Origin of the sequence: Sphingomonas sp. CCH10-B3 (genome assembly GCF_001556185.1) — a bacterium.
Classification (GTDB): Bacteria; Pseudomonadota; Alphaproteobacteria; order Sphingomonadales; family Sphingomonadaceae; genus Sphingomonas; species Sphingomonas aquatica.
This window is the reverse complement of sequence record NZ_LSIJ01000082.1, coordinates 1-19605: the sequence shown is the minus strand read 5'-3', so window position 1 is coordinate 19605 and position 19605 is coordinate 1. Positions and strand designations below refer to the sequence as shown.

Annotated in this window: 14 protein-coding genes; 8 read left to right on the top strand and 6 right to left on the bottom strand. The window is 64.9% G+C overall.

Going from position 1 to position 19605, the window contains the following annotated elements:
* Positions 1-16: 16 nt before the first annotated feature.
* On the top strand, positions 17-1474 hold the full coding sequence (pyk, locus tag AX672_RS13080) for a pyruvate kinase (RefSeq protein ID WP_066651998.1): 1458 nt from the start codon (positions 17-19) through the stop codon (positions 1472-1474).
* Between the two features lie 384 nt (positions 1475-1858).
* Here pyk and AX672_RS13075 read toward each other — a convergent pair whose 3' ends face one another.
* A complete protein-coding gene (locus tag AX672_RS13075) occupies positions 1859-2476 on the bottom strand; it encodes an HAD-IA family hydrolase (protein WP_066651997.1) in 618 nt (205 codons plus the stop codon).
* A 109-nt stretch (positions 2477-2585) separates the two neighbouring features.
* A complete protein-coding gene (ykgO, locus tag AX672_RS13070; RefSeq protein WP_004210176.1) occupies positions 2586-2711 on the bottom strand; it encodes a type B 50S ribosomal protein L36 in 126 nt (41 codons plus the stop codon).
* A 158-nt stretch (positions 2712-2869) separates the two neighbouring features.
* Between ykgO and AX672_RS13065 the strand changes: the two genes are divergently transcribed.
* The 6 genes from AX672_RS13065 (at position 2870) to AX672_RS13040 (ending at position 8120) form a co-directional block, all read left to right on the top strand.
* Positions 2870-3472: a DUF4136 domain-containing protein gene (locus AX672_RS13065; protein ID WP_066651996.1), complete on the top strand. Its 603-nt coding sequence runs from the start codon at positions 2870-2872 to the stop codon at positions 3470-3472.
* Complete coding sequence (locus tag AX672_RS13060) at positions 3469-4587, top strand: M14 family metallopeptidase (RefSeq protein ID WP_066651995.1); 1119 nt, start codon at positions 3469-3471, stop codon at positions 4585-4587. The genes AX672_RS13065 and AX672_RS13060 overlap by 4 nt, the downstream gene beginning before the upstream one ends.
* Before the next feature lie 64 nt (positions 4588-4651).
* Positions 4652-5338, top strand: a complete 687-nt coding sequence (gpmA, locus tag AX672_RS13055) for a 2,3-diphosphoglycerate-dependent phosphoglycerate mutase (protein WP_066651994.1) — start codon at positions 4652-4654, stop codon at positions 5336-5338.
* Between the two features lie 36 nt (positions 5339-5374).
* Positions 5375-6535 (top strand): ChaN family lipoprotein, encoded by a 1161-nt coding sequence (locus tag AX672_RS13050; RefSeq protein WP_066651993.1) that lies wholly within the window; start codon positions 5375-5377, stop codon positions 6533-6535.
* Positions 6536-6582: 47 nt separating this feature from the next.
* Complete coding sequence (purE, locus tag AX672_RS13045) at positions 6583-7062, top strand: 5-(carboxyamino)imidazole ribonucleotide mutase (RefSeq protein WP_066651991.1); 480 nt, start codon at positions 6583-6585, stop codon at positions 7060-7062.
* Positions 7059-8120, top strand: coding sequence for a 5-(carboxyamino)imidazole ribonucleotide synthase (locus AX672_RS13040; protein WP_066651990.1), 1062 nt, complete (start codon positions 7059-7061; stop codon positions 8118-8120). The genes purE and AX672_RS13040 overlap by 4 nt, the downstream gene beginning before the upstream one ends.
* A 246-nt stretch (positions 8121-8366) precedes the next feature.
* Here AX672_RS13040 and AX672_RS13035 read toward each other — a convergent pair whose 3' ends face one another.
* The 3 genes from AX672_RS13035 to AX672_RS13025 form a co-directional block, all read right to left on the bottom strand.
* Positions 8367-8669, bottom strand: a complete 303-nt coding sequence (locus tag AX672_RS13035) for a hypothetical protein (RefSeq protein WP_066651989.1) — start codon at positions 8667-8669, stop codon at positions 8367-8369.
* Between the two features lie 14 nt (positions 8670-8683).
* Positions 8684-11506 carry a M16 family metallopeptidase gene (locus tag AX672_RS13030; protein ID WP_066651988.1) on the bottom strand — a complete coding sequence of 941 codons (2823 nt, stop codon included), beginning with the start codon at positions 11504-11506 and terminating at the stop codon, positions 8684-8686.
* Between the two features lie 64 nt (positions 11507-11570).
* The gene (locus tag AX672_RS13025) at positions 11571-13730 is read right to left on the bottom strand and encodes a penicillin acylase family protein (RefSeq protein ID WP_066651987.1); all 2160 of its coding nucleotides are present in this window, start codon (positions 13728-13730) and stop codon (positions 11571-11573) included.
* A gap of 132 nt (positions 13731-13862) precedes the next feature.
* On the opposite strand from AX672_RS13025, the gene clpB reads away from it, so the two are divergent.
* The gene (clpB, locus tag AX672_RS13020) at positions 13863-16442 is read left to right on the top strand and encodes an ATP-dependent chaperone ClpB (protein WP_066651986.1); all 2580 of its coding nucleotides are present in this window, start codon (positions 13863-13865) and stop codon (positions 16440-16442) included.
* 79 nt (positions 16443-16521) lie between these two features.
* Here the strand turns inward: clpB and AX672_RS13015 are convergent, their stop codons facing one another.
* Positions 16522-19539: a TonB-dependent receptor domain-containing protein gene (locus tag AX672_RS13015; RefSeq protein ID WP_066651984.1), complete on the bottom strand. Its 3018-nt coding sequence runs from the start codon at positions 19537-19539 to the stop codon at positions 16522-16524.
* Positions 19540-19605: the final 66 nt, after the last annotated feature.

The following is a 19605-nucleotide window of genomic DNA, read 5'->3' as shown; positions in this document are numbered from 1 at the left end:
CCCAATGCCGACCCCGATGTCGAAAGCGATCAGCCCGCGATTGCGCAAGGTTCGCGTGCTCGCGACGCTTGGCCCCGCCAGCAGCACGCCCGAGATGATCGAAGCGCTGTTCCGCGCCGGTGCCGATGCCTTCCGCATCAACATGAGCCACGGCGATCAGGCATCGAAAATCCCGCTGATCGACGCGATCCGGGCGATGGAGCGCAAGCTCGGTCGCCCCTCGACCATCCTCGCCGACCTGCAAGGGCCGAAGCTGCGCGTCGGCAAGTTCGACGGCGGCAAGGTGGTGCTAGCGACCGGTGCCACTTTCATCCTCGATCGCGACGCGACCCCGGGCGACGCGACCCGCGTCGAGCTGCCCCACCGCGAGATTTTCGAAGCCGTCACGCCCGGTGCGCGGCTGTTGCTCGACGACGGGAAGCTGGTGCTCCGGGTGGTCGATTGCGAAGGCGACCGGATCGAGACCCGCGTCGAAGTCGGCGGCGCGCTGTCGAACAGCAAGGGGTTGAACGTTCCCGATGTCGTGCTGCCGATGGCGGCGCTGGCCGAGAAGGATCGCAGCGACCTCGCCTTCGCGCTCGACCAGAAGGTCGACTGGATCGCGCTGTCGTTCGTCCAGCGCCCCGACGATCTGGCCGAAGCGCGGATGCTAATTCAGGGCCGCGCGGCGCTGCTCGCCAAGATCGAAAAGCCCTCGGCGATCGACCGGCTCGAGGAAATCGTCGAGCAATGCGACGGCGTGATGGTCGCGCGCGGCGATCTTGGCGTCGAGCTGCCGCCCGAACAAGTGCCGCCGCTGCAGAAGCGCATCGTCGAAGTGTCGCGACGGCTGGGGCGGCCGGTCGTGGTGGCGACGCAGATGCTCGAATCGATGATCACCGCGCCCTCGCCGACGCGCGCCGAAGTCTCCGACGTCGCGACGGCGGTCTATGACGGTGCCGACGCGATCATGCTGTCGGCGGAAAGTGCTGCGGGCGCGTGGCCGGTCGAATCGGTCGCGATGATGAATTCGATTGCGGAGGCCGTCGAACGCGACCCGATGCACGGCGAGCGTGTGCATTTCACGATCACCCGCCCCGATCCGACCACCGCCGACGCGCTGTCGGAAGCCGCGAAGAACATCGCCGCGACCGTGTCGGCGGTGGCGATCATCTGCTTCACCAAGTCGGGATCGACCGCACGCCGCGTCGCGCGCGAGCGCCCGTCGGTGCCGTTGCTGGTGCTGACGCCTTCGGTCGAAACCGCGCGGCGGCTCGGCCTGCTGTGGGGCGCGCACGCGGTCCACACCCGCGACGTCGATTCGTTCGAGGAAATGGTCGCGAAAGCCAAGCGGATGGCGCTGCGCCACAAAATCGCCAAGGCCGGCGACCGGGTGATCGTGATGGCGGGGGTGCCGTTCGGCACGCCGGGATCGACCAACGTGCTGCACGTGGTGCGGATCATTGGGGACGAGCTGAAGGGCTATGGGGGGTAGGGAACGGCAGATTTCGCCTCCAGTTACGGTCGTTCATCGCGTACGGAACGACCCTCAAAGTCCACCGTCACCCCGTGCTTGACACGGGGCTGGGTTTTTTTCTTCGCCGCTACCGGCGAACCATTGATCCCACAGGTCGAGCCACGCCGGATTGTCCGCCTCGATCAGCGCGAACTTCCATTCGCGTCGCCATTTCTTCAGCAGCTTTTTGCGGGCGATAATGTAGACCTAACCGCCCTTCGCCATGTCGTGTTATCGTAAGCGGCGGTGACGAAGAAAAGCCAAGCCCCGTGTCAAGCACGGGGCGACGAACCAAAAGGAACGGAATGGGTCAGATACGAACGCGCCCAAACCCGCCCTTCCGCTCCCCACCAATTACAGTCATTAAGAATCGAGCAGGCCGGCCTCTGCCAACGCCTTTCGCAACAACACCGCGTCCGTGAAATGGTGGGCGTGGATGCCGAGCGCCGCCGCCGCTGCGACGTTCGCCGCATTGTCGTCGGTGAAGAACGCTTCTTCCGCCGCCAGCCCGAAGCGGTCGAGCGCGAGGTGGTAGATGGCGGGGTCGGGCTTGATCAGCCGCTCCTCGCCCGAAATCACGAAGCTCTGAAAGCGATCGAACAGCGCCGCTTCGCGCGCGCGAAACGGCGGCCAGAATTCGTGGCTGAAATTGGAAATGACGAACAGCGGCACGCCTGCTGCATCGAGCTCCGCGACGATCGCGTGGACGCCGGGAATCGGATCGCCGATGCTTTCGAGATAACGGTCGCGCCAGGCGAGGATCAGCGCTTCATGCTCGGGGAATTGCGCGATCAGCTCGGCCGATGTCTCGGCAAAGGGGCGCCCCGCGTCGTGCTGGAAATGCCAGTCGGTGGTCAGCACGTCGCGCAGAAAGCAATCGAGCGCCCGATCGTCGTCGATCAGGCGCTCATATAGAAAGCGCGGACTCCAATCATATAGCACCTTGCCGACATCGAAGATGACGGCAGTTGGCTTGCTCATTCTGGCTCCTGAACCCGACACGGGAATAAATCCCGTGTCGTCGAACGGCGCTGCCGCGCCGCCGGCCGGGCTTCGGCCTATCGCGGATTAGCGTGGCTAATCCGCTGCCTCAGCCCTGACGGGCCTTAAAGCGCCGATTGGTCTTGTTGATCACATAGGTGCGCCCACGACGGCGGATCACGCGGTTGTCGCGATGACGCCCCTTGAGCGACTTCAGGGAATTGCGGATCTTCATGATCGATTCGCTTCTCGTTTAAGCTTGAATTCTGGAAAGTCCGCGCCGCTACAGATGCCGTGGCGCCAAGTCAAGCTTGCGACTGCTTTTTGGGTGGCGCGGCGCAGCGATTTCGCCGATTGAGCGTTGGGGGCGTAACAACGGCAAAGGGTCCGGCGATGCGCAAGACGATGTGGGTGGCTCTGGCAACGGCGATGGCAGTGCTGGGCGGCTGCGAAACCGCAACACCCGTGAAGGTGACACGTTTCCACCTGAATGCCCCGCTCGATCGCGGCGGCGTGATCGTGGCGGCCAACCCGGCGCTGAGCAACATCGCCGCGCTCGAAGCCGATCTCTATGCCGCGGCGATTCGCGACGCGATGGCCGCGCAGGGCTTCGCCCCGTCGAGCGACGCCGCCGCGCCGCTCTATGCCAGCTTCACGGTCGGGCGCACGATCCGCGAGGTCGAACCGGCGCGGTCGCCGGTGACGATCGGCATCGGCGGCGGCAGCTTCGGTGGTGGTGTCGGCGGCGGCGTTGGCGGCGGGGCGAGCGTCGCCTTCGGCGTCGGCAAGAAGCGCGCACGCGAAGCCTATGTCACCGAACTCAGCGTGCAGATCCGGCGCGGTGCGGCGGGCGAGATTGTCTGGGAAGGTCGCGCGCTGACCGAGGCCGACACCCGCTCGCCCGATGCGCAGCCGCCTGCAACGGCGCGCAAATTGGCGCAGGCGCTGTTCAAGGGGTTTCCGGGCGAGTCCGGGCGCACTATCAGCGTCAAATGACGTTCAGCATCACCAGCGCCTTCGACGGCGGCAACATCCATGTCGTCGGCATCGACGGCGACGTGGCCGACCTCGAAATCGTGCGGGATCGCGATTCGGATTTCTACCAGTGGTTCTATTTCCGCGTGGCGGGGGCAGAGGGCCGCACGGTGACCTTGCGCATCCTGAATGCGGCGGGTTCGGCGTATCCGATGGGCTGGCCCGGCTATCGTGCGCGGGTCAGCCGCGACCGCGAAGTCTGGACGCTTGCCGACACGCGCTATGAAAACGGCGTGCTGGAGATCAGCCACCAGGTCGACAGCCAACTGGTCTGGTTCGCCTATTTCGCGCCCTACACGATCGAGCGCCACAATGTGCTGGTCGCGCGCTACGCCGCGGTGCCGGGCTTTGCCTATCGCGAGCTCGGGCGATCGATCGACGGCCAGCCGATCGACAGCTTCACGGTCGGCGCCGGGGCCAAGCCGGTGTGGATCTATGCCCGCCAGCACCCCGGCGAGACGATGGCCGAATATTGGATCGAAGGCGTGCTCGAACGGCTCGCCGACACGAGCGATCCAGTGACGGCAGCACTGCTCGCCAAGGCGACCTTCCACATCGTGCCCAACATGAACCCCGACGGGTCGGCGCGCGGCCACTTGCGCACCAATGCGGTCGGCGTGAACCTGAACCGCGAATGGGCTGAGCCGAGCCCGAGCCGCAGCCCCGAAGTGCTTTGCGTCCGCAACGCCATGGACGCGACCGGTGTGGCGTTTGCGATCGACGCGCATGGCGACGAAGCGATTCCGGCCAATTTCACCGCCGGTTTCGAAGGCATCCCGGGCTGGACCGACGCGCTTGGCGACAAATTCTGTCGGTTCCAGAACGCGCTCGCTGCGCACACGCCCGATTTCCAGACGCAGATGGGCTATCCCAAATCGGCAGCGGGCAAGGCCAATCTGGCGATGTCGACCAACCAGCTCGCCGAACGCTATGGCGCGGTCGCGATGACGCTCGAAATGCCGTTCAAGGACCATGACGCCAATCCCGATCCGGTCCACGGCTGGTCACCAGATCGCTGCCGCCGCCTCGCGCATGCGTGTCTCGAAGTGCTGGCCGCGCAGATCGACGATATCTGAAGCATCCTCGACTTCGGCGGGCACGAACGTTAGGGGCGCGGTGAAACGCCGGAGACCCCCTTTCATGCCCACCCTCGTCCTGATCCGCCACGGCCAGTCGGCGTGGAATCTCGAAAACCGCTTCACTGGCTGGTGGGACGTCGATCTGACCGCGCAAGGCGTAGACGAAGCGCGCGCGGCCGGACGGCTGATGGCCGACAAGGGTCTCGATTTCGACCGTTGCTTCACCTCGCTGCAGACGCGCGCGATCAAGACGCTCAATCTCGCGCTCGAGGAAATGGCGCGGCTGTGGTTGCCGGTCGAGAAGGACTGGCGGCTGAACGAGCGCCACTATGGCGGGCTGACCGGGCTCGACAAGGCCGAGACCGCAACCAAGCACGGCGACGAGCAGGTCAAGATCTGGCGGCGCAGCTTCGACGTCCCGCCGCCGCCGATGGAGGCTGGATCGCCGTTCGATCTGACGCACGACCGCCGCTATGCCGGGGTCACCGTCCCCGCGACCGAGAGCCTGAAGGACACGATCGCGCGCGTGCTGCCCTATTGGGAAGCGACAATCGCGCCAGCCTTGCGCGATGGCCAGCGCGTGCTGATCTCGGCGCATGGCAATTCGCTGCGCGCGCTGGTGAAGCATCTGTCGGGCATTGCCGATGCCGACATCACCGGCCTCGAAATCCCGACCGGCCAGCCGATCGTGTACCAGCTCGACGATGATCTCCGCGAGGTCGAGCGTTACTATCTGAGCGAACGCTAGGCAGGATCCGGGGAAACGACCGAGGAGCGGGCGCAATTGAAACAATATCGGGCGCGCGACCTGATCCGCATCATCCTCATCGTGGTTCTGCTGGCGGCGATGGATCGGGGGGTGGCCCGGGCCTCCAATGAGACGAGGGCGACCGCGTGGCTACGGCAGCACCGCCAAGATCCGGTCGATTATGTCGTGCGGCAGTTCCGCCACGCCGACATCGTTCTGCTCGGTGAGGACCATCGGGTGCGGCAGAATCTGCTGTTCGTCCAGCAGCTAATTCCCCGGTTGCACGCCGCCGGCATCACCACGCTGGGAATGGAATTCGGCGCGGTCGAGGATCAGGCGGCGCTCGACGCGCTCGTCACCGGGCGTGATTATGATGAAGCAGCGGCGCGCCGGATCATGTTCGGCTATGACACTGCCTGGGCTTACCGCGAATATCTTGATGTGTACCGTGCGGCATGGGCCTTCAACCGGCGACGCCCGACAGGCTCCCCGGCGTTTCGTATCCTGAACCTCAGCTATCGCTACAACTGGCGCGCTGCGGGGCCCGTACTGACCCCAGCCAGGGCAGCGATGATCTTCGCGCGCGGGCCAATCGATGCTTTCCGCGCGCGGCGGATCAAGACCGAAATTCTCGACCGTCGTCAAAAGATGCTGGCATTGGTCGGAACGATCCATGCAACGACGCACTACGCTGCGCGCAGCTATGATTATAACGCGCCGAATTTCGTGCGCGAAGACCGGCGGCATCTTGGCAATCTGCTGCTGGCGATGAGGCCGGGGCGGGTCAGATCGATCCTGCTCCACCAGCCATTCCCCAGCGCAGACCAGGGCGGCATCCGGCTCGTCCAGCCGGCCGGTGGTGCGATCGAGCGGATGATGCGATCGCTTGGCGATCAACCGTCGGGTTTCGACCTCGTGGGAAGCCCGGTCGGCGCACTCGCCGACACCAGCCTCTATGCCGCGGGCAGCACGCGCTTCGAGCTGGCGGCACTGGCCGATGGCTATGTCTTCCTCGCACCCTTTGCCGCGCTGACGGGCTGCACCATCGACCGCCAGTTCGTGACCGAGGAGACCTGGGCCGAGGCGCGCGACCGCTTTGCCGTCGAGATACGTCAGCGGCCCGCATCCATCGCCGAATATTGGCGCTCGGTCGAGACATATGGCGATGTGCGGGCCGCCTATGCGGTAGTACGATAGGGCGCGCTCTTGTTGCGCCACCGTGAACCAGCCGCTAACCCGGTGCGATGAGCGCGCAGGTCGGCATCATCATGGGCAGCACCTCCGACTGGGAGACGATGCACCATGCCGCCGATCTGCTGAGCGAACTCGGCGTGCCGCACGAAAGCAAAGTGGTGTCGGCGCATCGGACCCCGCAGCGGCTTTATGACTATGCGACCGGGGCGGCGGGGCGCGGCCTAAAGGTCATCATCGCAGGCGCGGGCGGGGCGGCGCATTTGCCGGGAATGGCCGCGTCGATGACGCATCTGCCGGTACTCGGCGTGCCGGTGCAGTCGAAGGCTTTGGACGGCATGGATAGCCTGCTTTCGATCGTGCAGATGCCCGCTGGCATTCCGGTCGGCACGCTTGCGATCGGCAAGCCGGGCGCGAAAAATGCCGCGCTGCTTGCAGCGGCGATTCTGGCGCTGGCGGATGCCGAGCTGAGCGCGCGGTTGCAGGCGTGGCGGCAGGCCCAGACGGACAGCGTCGCGGTCGACCCGGCGTGATTCCCCCCGGCAGCACGATCGGCATCCTCGGCGGGGGCCAGCTCGGGCGGATGCTCGGGGCGGCCGCGGCGCAGCTCGGCTATCGCACCTTGGTGCTCGCCCCCGACGAGGAAGCGGTCGCCGCGCAGACCGCGTCGAGCTTCATTCGCGCCGATTACCAGAACCGCATCGTGCTCGACGATTTCGCTGCGGCGTGCGACGTGATCACTTACGAATTCGAGAATATCGAGCTCGATCCGATCGACTATCTCGCTGAAAAAGTGCCGGTCCATCCGGCGCCCGCTGCGCTCGCGATCGCGCAGGACCGAGTCAACGAGAAGAGCTTCGTCGCCGCACTTGGTGGCCGGACGGCGCCCTGGGCGAAAGTGTCGACGCTCGCCGATCTTGAGTCGGCGCTGGCCGAAATCGGCGCGCCGGCGATCCTTAAGACGCTTCGGCTGGGCTATGACGGCAAGGGGCAGGCGCGGATCGGCGATGCGGGCGGTGCCGCTGCGGCGTGGAGCGCGGTCGGCAAGCGGCCGTCGATCCTCGAAGGTTTTGTCGATTTCAGCCATGAATTCTCGATCATCGTCGCGCGCGGGGCTGACGGGTCGATGGTCAGCTATCCGCCGCCGTGGAACGAGCATGCCGACGGCATCCTCGCGCGGTCGACTTTGCCTGCGCCTGCCGAAATCGCGCGCCTGTGGAGCGAAGCCGCCGTGCTGGCGGGCCGAATTGCCGACACGCTCGATTATGTCGGGGTACTCGCCTGTGAGTTCTTCGCGACCGCCGACGGGCCGGTGTTCAACGAAATGGCGCCGCGCGTGCATAACTCAGGGCACTGGACGATCGAAGGCGCCGTGACCTCGCAATTCGAGAATCACATCCGTGCGATTTGCGGCTTGCCGCTCGGCGACACCGGGCTCACCGCGCGCGAAGTGGTGATGGACAATCTGATCGGCGATCAGGCCGAGGGCTGGCTCGCGGCGCTCGCCATGCCCGACACGCACCTGCACCTTTACGGCAAGACCCAACGCCCCGGGCGGAAGATGGGGCACGTCACCCGGCTGGTGCGGTAGCGTAGCCCGGCCGGACGGAAAAACTTTCAATCCGTTCGTGCTGAGCTTGTCGAAGCACCGTTCTTCTTCTTCGCGCGGCTTGCGAGGGAAAGACGGCCCTTCGACAAGCTCAGGGCAAACGGGAAGCAATTGAGCTGTTCAGCCCCACATCACCCTCTGGCCGGCTGGTACCAGCGATAAAAGCAAAGGCCCCGCTTCCCGGTTGGAAAAGCGAGGCCTTCGCCCAAAATAATCGCGAGCAGCCGATCAGCCGATGCGGGTGCCCGTCATCGGGAAGCTGCCGAAGGCGCCGGCGCCGATCGAACCGGTGATGGTGTCGCCATCGACGGTCGCTTCGCAGGTCAGCGTCATCGGCATCGGGACGGTCATTTGCATCGTCCACTTGATGGTGTTGCCATCGAGCGTGCCGTCGGTGATTTCGGTCGTGCCCATCTGGCCGGTGCTGGTGCCGGTCCAGCTATTGCCGTCGCTCTTGACGACGATCGTCGACTTCTGGTCGCCGAGCGGCGATTTGACGACGGTTTCCCAGGTGCCATCCACTGCGGACATGATTCTCTCCCAGATTACTTCGCGCCCGCCACGGACGCGGCGGGCACCACCTCAACCGGCAGGCCGATCGAGTCAAGCTGCGGTCGCACGACCTTGGCATCGCCGACCACGACCCAGACGAACTTGTCGGGGTCGATTGCCTTGCGTGCCGCAGCGTCAAGCTGTTCGCGCGTCATCGCCCGATATTTTTGGCTGATGGTCGAGTAATAATCGTCGGGCCGCTTGTACTGGTCGTTGTCGAGCATGGCCGAGAGCACCGCATCTGCGGTTTCGAAATTGCCCGCCAGCTCGCGAGTCGCGCCGTTGATCGTGCGGGTGAACTCAGCCGGGGTAATGCCCTTGCCGCCTAGGAAGTCCTTCAGATCGGTCTGCAGCGACTTGATCGCATCGCCTGTGCGGTCGGCCTGGACCGGCGCGTTGATGCGATAGGTCACCAGTTGCTCGGTCTGGCCGAAGCCGCCGCCCGCGCCATAGGACCAATGCTTGGTTTCGCGCAGGTCCATATTGATGCGCGACAGGAAATCGCCGCCGAGCACGTCATTGGCGGTCTGATAATCGAGCAGATTGTCGCTGCCCTTCAGCGGCGTCAGTTGCCCCGCCGTGATCAGCGATTGCGGCGAATCGGGGCGGTCGATCAGCACGATCTTGGGTGCCGACTGGACGGCCGCCGTGCTCAGGTCCTTGGTGCCCGGCGCGCCGACGCCCTTCCAGTCACCGAACTCGCGGTCGAGCAGCGGGAGCAACTGGGCGAGCGGGGTGTCGGACACGACGAACATCTTCGCCTTTTCGGGCCGGATCCACGCCTGCTGGAAGGCGACCAGATCGTCGCGCGTCAGCTTGGCGACGGCGGCCGGATCGCCGCCCTGACCCGCCGTTTTAGCATAAGGCGAGGGGCCGTAGATCAGCTTGGGCAGCACCCGCCCGGCTAGCCCGCCGGGATTGGTGAGTTCCTGCTGGATGCCGGCCAGTTGGGCATTGCGCAGCCGTGCGACTTCGGCCGGATCGAACGCGGGGTTGCGGACGATATCGGCAAACAGATCGAACGCACCTGCGGCATTGGCGGTCGGCGCCTGCACGCTGAGATAGGTGCGGTCGGCGCTCGAGCCTGTGCCGAATGACAGCCCGAGTCGTTCGGTCGCCTCGGCAATCGCGATCGAATCGCGCGTGGTCGTGCCTTCGTCGAGCATCGACAGCGTGAGCTGCTGGACGCCCAGCTTGTCGGCCGGGTTGGCGACCGCGCCAGCATCGAAGCTGATCAGCGCGCGCGTAATCGGGACGGCAGTGCGCTGGGCATAGACGACTTCGATGCCGTTCGACAGCTTGGCGCGCTCGACCTTGGGGAACACCAGATTGCCGACCGGGCCGACGTCAGGGTTGGTTTCGGGCCGCGAATTGGCGGGCTTCAGGTCGGGCGGGCTGACCAGCGGCTTGGGCGCGGCGGCGACATCGGTGCCGGGCTCGCGCGGCCCCGGCAATACTGACAGATTATAGACCGGGCGCGTCAGCCATTTCTGCATCGCGGTTGTCACGCTCGCCGGGGTCTGGGCGGCGAGGTCGGCAAGCTGCTTCTTGTAATAGCCGGGATCGGCCGAATAGAGCTCGCCCTGCGCCAGCGCGACTGCCTTGCCGCCGAAGCCGCCGACCGATTCGAGGCCCGCAATGCGGCGCGATACGCTGCTCGTCACCGTGCGCTGGAGTTCGTCGGTTGTCGGACCGGCCTTGATGTATTCGGCAACCAGCTCGTCGAGCCGCTTGCTTGCCGCATCGACATCGACGCCCGGCCGCACGACCATGATCACCTGGAAAATGCCGACCTGAGCCAGCGACTGGACGCCGGCATTGACCTGGATCGCCAGTTTTTCCTTGCGGACCAGCGCATTCGACAGCCGTGAGCTCGACAGGCCGCCGAGCACCGAGGCGCCTGCCTGAAGTGCTGCTGCATCCTTGTCGTTCAGCCCCGGCACGACCCACTGGCGCGTGACGAGTGCTGCACCGACGCGGTCGTGAATGACGTCGCTCTTGGGGGCGGCCAAAGTCGGGATCGGCGCATCGGGCAGCTTGGTGGTGGGGCCGGACTTGATCTTGCCGAAATATTTCGTGACCAGCCGCTTGGCGGTCGCGAGATCGATGTCGCCCGCGAGCACCAGCACCGCGTTGTTGGGGCCATAATGATCCCGGAACCAGCCCTTCACATCGTCGAGGCTGGCGGCATCGAGATCGGCGAGCGAGCCGATGACGGTGTGGCCATAGGGGTGGTCGGCGGGGAACAGCCCTTCGAGCTGCTTGTACTGGCGCAGGCCATAAGGCTGGTTGTCGCCCTGGCGCTTTTCGTTCTGGACGACGCCGCGCTGCTCATCGAGCACTTCCTGCGTCACCGCGCCGAGCAGATAGCCCATCCGGTCGCTTTCGAGGAACAGCGTCTTTTCGAGCGCGGGCGTCGGCACCGTTTCGAAATAATTGGTGCGATCATAATTGGTGGTGCCGTTCAGATCGGTCGCGCCGACCTGCTTGAGCGGTTCGAAGAAATCGCCCGGCGCATTTTCGCTGCCGTTGAACATCAGATGTTCGAACAGATGGGCAAAGCCGGTGCGGCCCTTGGGTTCGAACTTCGACCCGATATTGTACCAGACGCTGACCGCGACCACGGGCGCCTTGCGGTCGGTGTGGACAATGACGCGCAGGCCGTTGGGCAGCGTGAACTTCTGATAGGGGATGTCGACTTTGGCGATCAGCGAAGCGACCGGGGCAGGCTTGGCGTCCTGCGCCTGCGTGGCGGCATAGGGCAGGGCGAGGGCAGCGAACGCGACACCGGTGCGAGCGATCGACTTGAAGGTCATGGACTATCCTCTGATCTGAGTGGCGTGCCGAGGTATATCGGCAATTCGGTGGCTGGCAATGGGATCAGGGGCGGTAGTCGCGTTCCTTATGTGCCTGAAGTTCGGCGGGATCGAACCATACCGGCTTCAAACGGTGACTGGCGAACAGCGGCGCCTGATCGGCATAGTGCTTCGACTGCGGCCGCGTGGTCGCCGCGCCATAAGGCTGCACCGATTGCGAGGTGACGCGCCCCGCCTTGTCCCACGTCATGAACATGATGAAGCTGTCGCCGTGCTTCACCGCGAGGCGACCGTCGACATCCTCGTCCCAATTGGCGGCGGCGCGCAGCACATCGGCGCCGCCGTCGAGCGGCAGGTCGACTTTCCCCTGCCGCAGCCGCAGCACGGTGCCCAGCGGCGGATCGAGCCGCCCGAAGTAGCGCTTCAGATAGGCAGCGGCCTTGGCGAGTTCGGTGCGGGGGTCGGTCTGCGCGCGGGCCGGATAATGCCAGCGATTGCCGACGCGCAGCAACAGCCCGGCGAGTGCATCGGCGCGACCCTTGCCGTCGAAGTTCCAGTCCCACTGGGCGAGCAGCGCCTTCGCCTCGGCAATCGACCGGTCGCCTTTGGCATCGACGGCCGCCAGCGTCGCGAACCACTGCGCTGCCCAGCTACGGCGGCTGACGGTGGTGTCGAACTTGATGTTGTAGAGGTCCTGCGCGCTGATCGACGGATCGGCACCCAAAAGCTCGACCGATCGCGTGCCGCGATTGGTAGTGTAGGTTTCAATGCCCAGCAGCGGCGAAAAGGCCGTGGGGTCCATCTCATACCCCGCGCCCGACGCCTGGAACGGCGTGTTGTTGGCATTGATGACGAAGCCCGAGCCGGGATTGATATTCTTCGGGACAGCGCTCCACGGCACCGTGCCGGGGGCAATGTTGCGCGACGTATCGCCGGGCAGCACCTGATGATAGTCGAAGCCCGGCCGCCGATTGGGAAAGGACGCGTTGTAGATGTGGGCGATGTTGCCTGCCGCGTCCGCGTAGATGAAATTGGTCGCGGGCACGCCCTGCTGGCTGAGCGCCTTTTGCCATTCGGCAAAATCGCGTGCCTTGTTCAGCCGGTAATATTCCTCGACCATCTTCAGCTGGTCGGCGCCGCCGTAGCGGATCGCGAAGGCGCCGCTCTTGTTGAGGAACACCGGCCCCTGCACCGCGCGATAGACGGTACGCGGCACCGGCAGGACAAACGGCCCCCAGAGCTTGACCGGCAACCAGACGCGCTCGGCACGCAGGTCGCGCCACGCGCGATCATAGCGATATTGGGTGCCTGCGGCGTTGAGCACGAGTTTGTAGATGTCGATCAGGTCGGGGCGGTTGACGGTGTTGGTCCACCCCAGCGTCTTGTTGTGGCCGAGCAGCGGATAGGGCGCGCCGGGGAAAGTCGCCCCGGCGAAGTCCCAGCCCGCTTTCGAATGGACGACCAGTTCATACCAGGCGACCGACCCGCGATAGGGCTGGTGCGAGTTGGAGATCAGCCGCGTGAAGCCATCGGCCGATCGCCTGGGTCCGACCGCAAAGGCGTTGGAGCCATTTTCGGTGCTTGCACGCGGTTCGGGCGCGCCGGGCGCGAGCGCGGGCGGGTCTTCGGCGTCGGGCTTCGGCCCGGCCCATTGCGGCGGCAGCGGCGCATCCTTGGCGAGCGCACCGAGCACCGCGTCGAGCCCGAAGAAGAAGGGCGAGCGCAGCACGAAGCCCGTCGCGATGTCGCGGCCGTTGACCGGGAACAGTTTCTTCAGCGCGACTTCTTCGGGATACTGGTCGGCATAATGATTGAGCCCTGACGCATAAGCATCGAGCAGTGCTCGGACATCGGCGGGCTGCTTCATGTAACCGCGGTCGACCGTCGCGCGCGCATCGACGAAGTGCAGCGCGAAATCGACGGCGGCGCCATCGGCCCCGGCGATCGCGCCGAAGCGCCCGCGCGTCATCGCGACGACTTGCTGAAGCGTCTCGAAATCATCCTCGGCATGGGCATAGGCAATGCCGTAGGCGACGTCGGGGTCGGTGGTGCCGAAGATGTGCGGCACGCCATAAGTGTCGCGGACGATGCGCGTGTCATAGCGGTGCGGCGGCGGCGCTTCGGCCGATTGGGCGACGATCGGCTCCCACACTGCAAGGGCAATGGCAACCGCGACCACCAAGCCGAGCAGCCCCCAGCCGCCAAGCACCAGAATCCGCCGCATTCGTATCCCCTCTTATCGATTTTGCGGTGGTGTAGCGTCCGGCGCGGGCCGCGCCAACCACCAAGCCTCACCCCTGCCTTGTGTTGCAAATCAGCAACACTATATCGTCGCTAATCAAGTCGGGGATCGTCCATGAACATCGAAAAATTTACCGACCGCGCCAAGGGTTTCCTGCAGTCGGCGCTGACCGTCGCGATCCGCATGAACCATCAGCGGATATCGCCCGAACATATCCTGAAGGCGCTGCTCGAGGATAACGAGGGCATGGCGGCGGGGCTGATCAAGGCCGCCGGTGGCGATGCCGCGCGCGCGGTGGCCGAAACCGACGCGGCGCTGGCGAAAATCCCTGCCGTGTCGGGGTCGGGCGCGCAGGCGCAGCCGGGGCTCGACAACGACAGCGTGCGCGTGCTCGACCAGGCCGAGCAGGTCGCCGCCAAGGCGGGCGACAGCTTCGTCACCGTCGAACGGCTGCTGCTCGGCCTGGTACTCTCGCCGACGACGGCGGCGGGCAAGGCGCTCGCAGCCGCAGGGGTGAAAGCCGAGGCGCTCAATGCCGCAATCAATGATCTGCGCGGCGGGCGCACCGCCGACAGCGCGGGCGCCGAGAACCAATATGACGCGCTCAAGAAATTTGCCCGCGACCTGACCCAGGCGGCGCGCGACGGCAAGCTCGACCCCGTAATCGGCCGCGACGAGGAAATTCGCCGCACCGTGCAGATCCTCGCGCGCCGCACCAAGAACAACCCGGTCCTGATCGGCGAGCCCGGCGTCGGCAAGACCGCAATCGCCGAGGGGCTCGCGCTGCGTATCGCCAATGGCGACGTCCCCGATACGCTGAAAGACCGAAAGCTGATGGCGCTCGACATGGGCAGCCTCATCGCGGGCGCCAAATATCGCGGCGAGTTCGAGGAACGACTGAAGGGCGTGCTCGACGAAGTGAAGGCAGCCGAGGGGCATATCGTGCTGTTCATCGACGAGATGCATCAGCTGATCGGCGCGGGCAAATCCGAAGGCGCGATGGACGCGGGCAATTTGCTCAAGCCCGCGCTCGCCCGCGGCGAGCTGCATTGCATCGGCGCGACGACGCTCGACGAATATCGCAAATATGTCGAGAAGGACCCGGCGCTGCAGCGGCGCTTCCAGCCGGTGTTCGTCGGCGAGCCGACCGTGCCCGACACGATTTCGATCCTGCGCGGCCTCAAGGAAAAGTACGAGCTGCACCACGGCGTGCGAATCACCGACGCGGCAATCGTCGCGGCGGCGACCTTGTCGCACCGCTACATCACCGATCGCTTCCTGCCCGACAAGGCAATCGACCTGATGGACGAGGCCGCCAGCCGCATTCGCATGGAGGTGGAGTCAAAGCCCGAGGAGATCGAGACGCTCGACCGGCGGATCATCCAGCTCAAGATCGAGCGCGAGGCGCTAAAGCGCGAAACCGATGCCGCGTCGCGCGACCGGCTCGGCAATCTGGAGAGCGAACTCGCCAATCTCGAGCAGCAGTCGGCCGAACTGACCCAGCGCTGGCAGGCCGAGAAGGACAAGATTTCGGCCGAGGCCAAGCTGAAGGAAGCGCTCGACGCCGCCCGGCTCGAACTCGAACAGGCGCAGCGTGCGGGCGATCTGGCGAAGGCGGGCGAGCTTTCCTACGGGCGCATTCCCGAACTCCAGCGCAAGCTCGACGAAGCCGCGAATGCCACCAAGGGCGCGATGCTGCGCGAGGAAGTGACTGCCGAAGACATCGCCGGCGTGGTCGCGCGCTGGACCGGCATTCCGGTCGAGCGGATGCTGTCGGGCGAGCGCGAGAAGCTGCTCAAGATGGAGGAGTCGCTCGGGCGCCGCGTGATCGGCCAGAAGGAAGCGGTGCGGGCGGTGTCGACCGCCGTGCGGCGCGCGCGTGCGGGCTTGCAGGACCCGAACCGGCCGCTCGGCTCGTTCCTGTTCCTCGGGCCGACGGGTGTCGGCAAGACCGAGCTGACCAAGGCGCTCGCCGAATTCCTCTTTGACGATGCCACCGCCATGGTCCGCATCGACATGAGCGAGTTCATGGAGAAGCACGCGGTCGCGCGGCTGATCGGTGCGCCGCCCGGCTATGTCGGTTATGAGGAAGGCGGCGTACTAACCGAAGCGGTTCGCAGGCGACCCTATCAGGTGGTGCTGTTCGACGAGGTCGAGAAGGCGCACAGCGATGTCTTCAACATCCTGCTGCAAGTGCTCGACGACGGGCGGCTGACCGACGGGCAGGGGCGCACGGTTGACTTCACCAACACGATCATCGTGCTGACCTCGAACCTCGGCAGCCAATATCTGACCGCCGTGGCCGATGGTGACGATGTGGCGACGGTCGAGCCACAGGTGATGGAAGTGGTGCGCGCGCATTTCCGGCCCGAATTCCTCAATCGGCTCGACGAGATCGTGCTGTTCCACCGGCTGGGGCAGAGCGAGATGGCGCCGATCGTCGACCTGCAGGTCGCGCGCGTCGGCAAGCTGCTGGCGGATCGCAAGATCGCCGTCGACCTGAGCGAAGGCGCGCGGGCGTGGCTGGGGCGGGTTGGCTATGATCCCGTGTACGGCGCGCGGCCGCTGAAGCGCGCGGTGCAGCGTTACCTGCAGGATCCGCTCGCCGACCTGATCCTGTCAGGCGGCGTCAAGGACGGGCAGACAGTGCGGGTCGAAGACGGCGAGGGCGCGCTGAAGCTGACCGTCAGCTAACATCCGCCGCAGACACAAAAAAAGGGGCGGCCATTCGGATGAATGGCCGCCCCGATTTGTTTTCAGGCTAGCGCGACGATCAGAACTTGGTCGTCACATTGACCTTGAAGTAGCGGCCGAGAATGCCGGCGCCGCCCGAACCGCCGCCCTGCACCGCGTTGTAATAGTGCGCGCCATAGGTCACCGGATCGATCGGCGGCTTGGCATCGAACAGGTTCAGCGCGGTGATGCCGAGCGTGAAGCGGTCGGCGATCTTGACCTGAGCGTTCAGGTCGAAGGTCACATAGGCGCTGACGTTGCAGTAGTTCGGGAAGGGCGACAGGCCGCAGTCGTTATAACCAGTGCCCTGATCCTGCGCCGACAGGTTGTAACCGCCATAATAGTTGGCCGTCCCCGTGACCGTCAGATCCTTGCCGAAGTCGAAGCTGTTCTGCCAGCTACCACGCAGCTTCGACGTGCCGTTACCCGAGGTCAGGTTGAAGTTGCCGAGCGTGCCATCGTAACGTTCACGCGTGCCGTCGGCGAAGACCTGCTCGAGCTTCAGAATGTAGTTCGCATCGAACACCGAACGCCAGGTGAAGCCAAAGATGTCGAACTTGGTGCTGACCGTGAGGTCGAGACCGTCAGTCTGATAGCTGGTCGCGTTGACCAGCTGCGACTGCACGAAGGCGACGCGTGGGCGGGCATTCGGGAAGTTCGGCTCGGGCGCATCGGCGATGACCGTGTAGCCAGCCGGGATCGGCTGGTTGTTGTAATAGGCGGTCAGCGCCGGGGCGTTGCTCGGCTGGGTGATCACGCCCGTCTTGCGGATGTTGTAGTAATCGAGCGAGATCGTGACGTTCTTGATCGGCGTGAAGTCGAAGCCAGCGTTGAAGCTGCGCGACTTTTCCGGCTGCAGGTTAGGGCTGGCCAGCGTGGTCTGGCCGTAGGAACCGGTGCGGATATAGGTCGGGCAGGTGTTAAACGTCGCCGTGGTGCAGTTATAAGCTGCCAGATAGGCGTTGTTGAACAGCGACACGTTGTTGCTGACAAAACCCGTGGTCGGCAGCGCATTGGCTTCAGCGAAGGCCGGGATGCGGAAGCCGCGCGACCAGCTGCCGCGGATGTTGAGCTGGCGGAACGGGGTGAACAGCGCTGCAACCTTCGGCGAAAAGGCTGACTGGCCGCTCGAATAGCTGTCGTAGCGACCCGAGGCATTGACTTCGAGGATGCGCAGGATCGGCAGTTTCACTTCGCCGAACGCCGAATAGACCGTGCGATTGCCCTTGGTACCAAAGGCGTTGAGCGTGAAGTAACGCTGCGTCGGGCCGTTGACGTCGCTGTTGGCGCTTGGCGAATCGACCGCTTCGTAGCGGATCGAGCCACCGACGGCTGCCTTTACCTTGCCGCCCGGCAGATCGAAGAACGATCCCTGGAACGACCCTTCAACCTGATACTGATCCGAGGTTGCGTTGGTGATGTTGACGGGGGTCAGGTAATCCTGAACCGCCTGCGGCGTCGCGCCCGGATTGACGAAGTTGTAGGTACCGTCGGCGACGACATCGAGCAGCTGCTGAATGCGAACATAGCCGTCGGTCAGGCGACGCAGGTCGACATGCATCGCCGTCGCGCCGAAATTGAACGAAATATTGTCGGTGATGTTGCCATTGGCACCAAGCGCGATCCGGTACGTGCGGTTGGTGTTTTCGTTATAGGTCACCTGCGACAGGTCGCGCCCGTTAACGCGTGCGACAAAGCCCTGGGCCGCGAACGGGTTGTTCGGGTTCAGACGACGGTTGGCCGAGGTGGCGCAATTGATACGCTCAGGGCAGACGAACACTGGCAGGGCGAGAATGACCGAGCCGGCCGCACGGTTGGCGGCGTTCGACGACGTGGCGAACTGCGGGAAGAAGATGCCCGTCGGCGCAACACCGATCGCAACGGCGGGGAAGGCGTTGTAGCTCGACTTGTTCTGAACGAAGTTTGCCTCGGCATAGACTTCGATCGAATCATTGACCCGCGCCGTCGCCCGCGCAGACACACCAAAACGCTGAATATTCGGCGAAATGTTGCCATAGGTGTTGGTGTAATCGACGTTGCAAACCGCGTTCGGGACGGTGGCATTGCCCGCAACCGCGCGGTCAGCAGCCGTCACCGTCGTCAGGGTCCCGGCCGCGCAGGTCGGGTTGAGCAGCTGCGAATTGCCCTGCGGGGTCGTGTTGGTCGCGTCATAGGGGCGAACCGAGAAGCTGCCGGCCGTCAGGCTGACGGGCTGCAGCAGGCCATTTGCGTCGCGACCGTTGACGGTCGAGTTGACGTCGGCCTGGCCGCCGAGAATCAGGCCACGATGGTCGTCGGTGTTGTACGGAAAGTCGACTTCCGAATTCTTCACCGCGGTGCTCTGATAGTAGAAGCCGCTGATATATGCGTTGAAGCCCTGGCTCTTCAGATCGCCGAAACCGGCGGTCAGGCTGGCGCGATATTCAGCGCCCGAGCCGCGCTGCGAAACACCCGCCGAACCACGGGCCTGAATGCCCCGGAATTCCTTCTTGGTGATGATGTTGACCACGCCCGCGATCGCGTCGGCGCCATAGGTCGACGATGCACCGTCGCGCACGACTTCAATGCGGTCGACGATGTCGTCGGGGATCGTGTTCAGATCGACGAAGTTGCGCGAACCGTCGTCGGCGAGCGGGTAATAAGCAGCGCGCAGGCCATCAAACAGCACCAGCGTCGAGTTCACCGACAGGCCGCGCAGCGACACAGCCGATGCACCGGCAGCGAAGGCGCCGTTGGCGGTGAAGTTGTTGGTCAGCGCCGGACCGCCGTTCGACGACAGCTGCTGGATCGCGTCCTGCGTCGTGACAAGGCCACGGCGGTCGAGATCAGCGGCGGTCACGGTGGTCAGCGGCGTGATCGGATCGGCACCCTTGAACAGCGTACCGGTGACGACGACGTCGTCCTTGGCATCTGTGTCGTCGGTAGCGACCGGCGTCTGCGCGGGCGCGGGCGCGGTCTGAGCGAAGGCGGGCGTGGCCATCATCGCGAGCAGCAAAGCCGCCGGCGCGATCCCCGCGCGCAGCCCGGCGCGGAATTTGTCTTGAGCTTGGTAGTTCATAGAGTGCCCCTCTAGCCCGGCTTATTCATCGGGTTCGGTCAGAAGGGTTGGCGGGAGTGGTTTAAG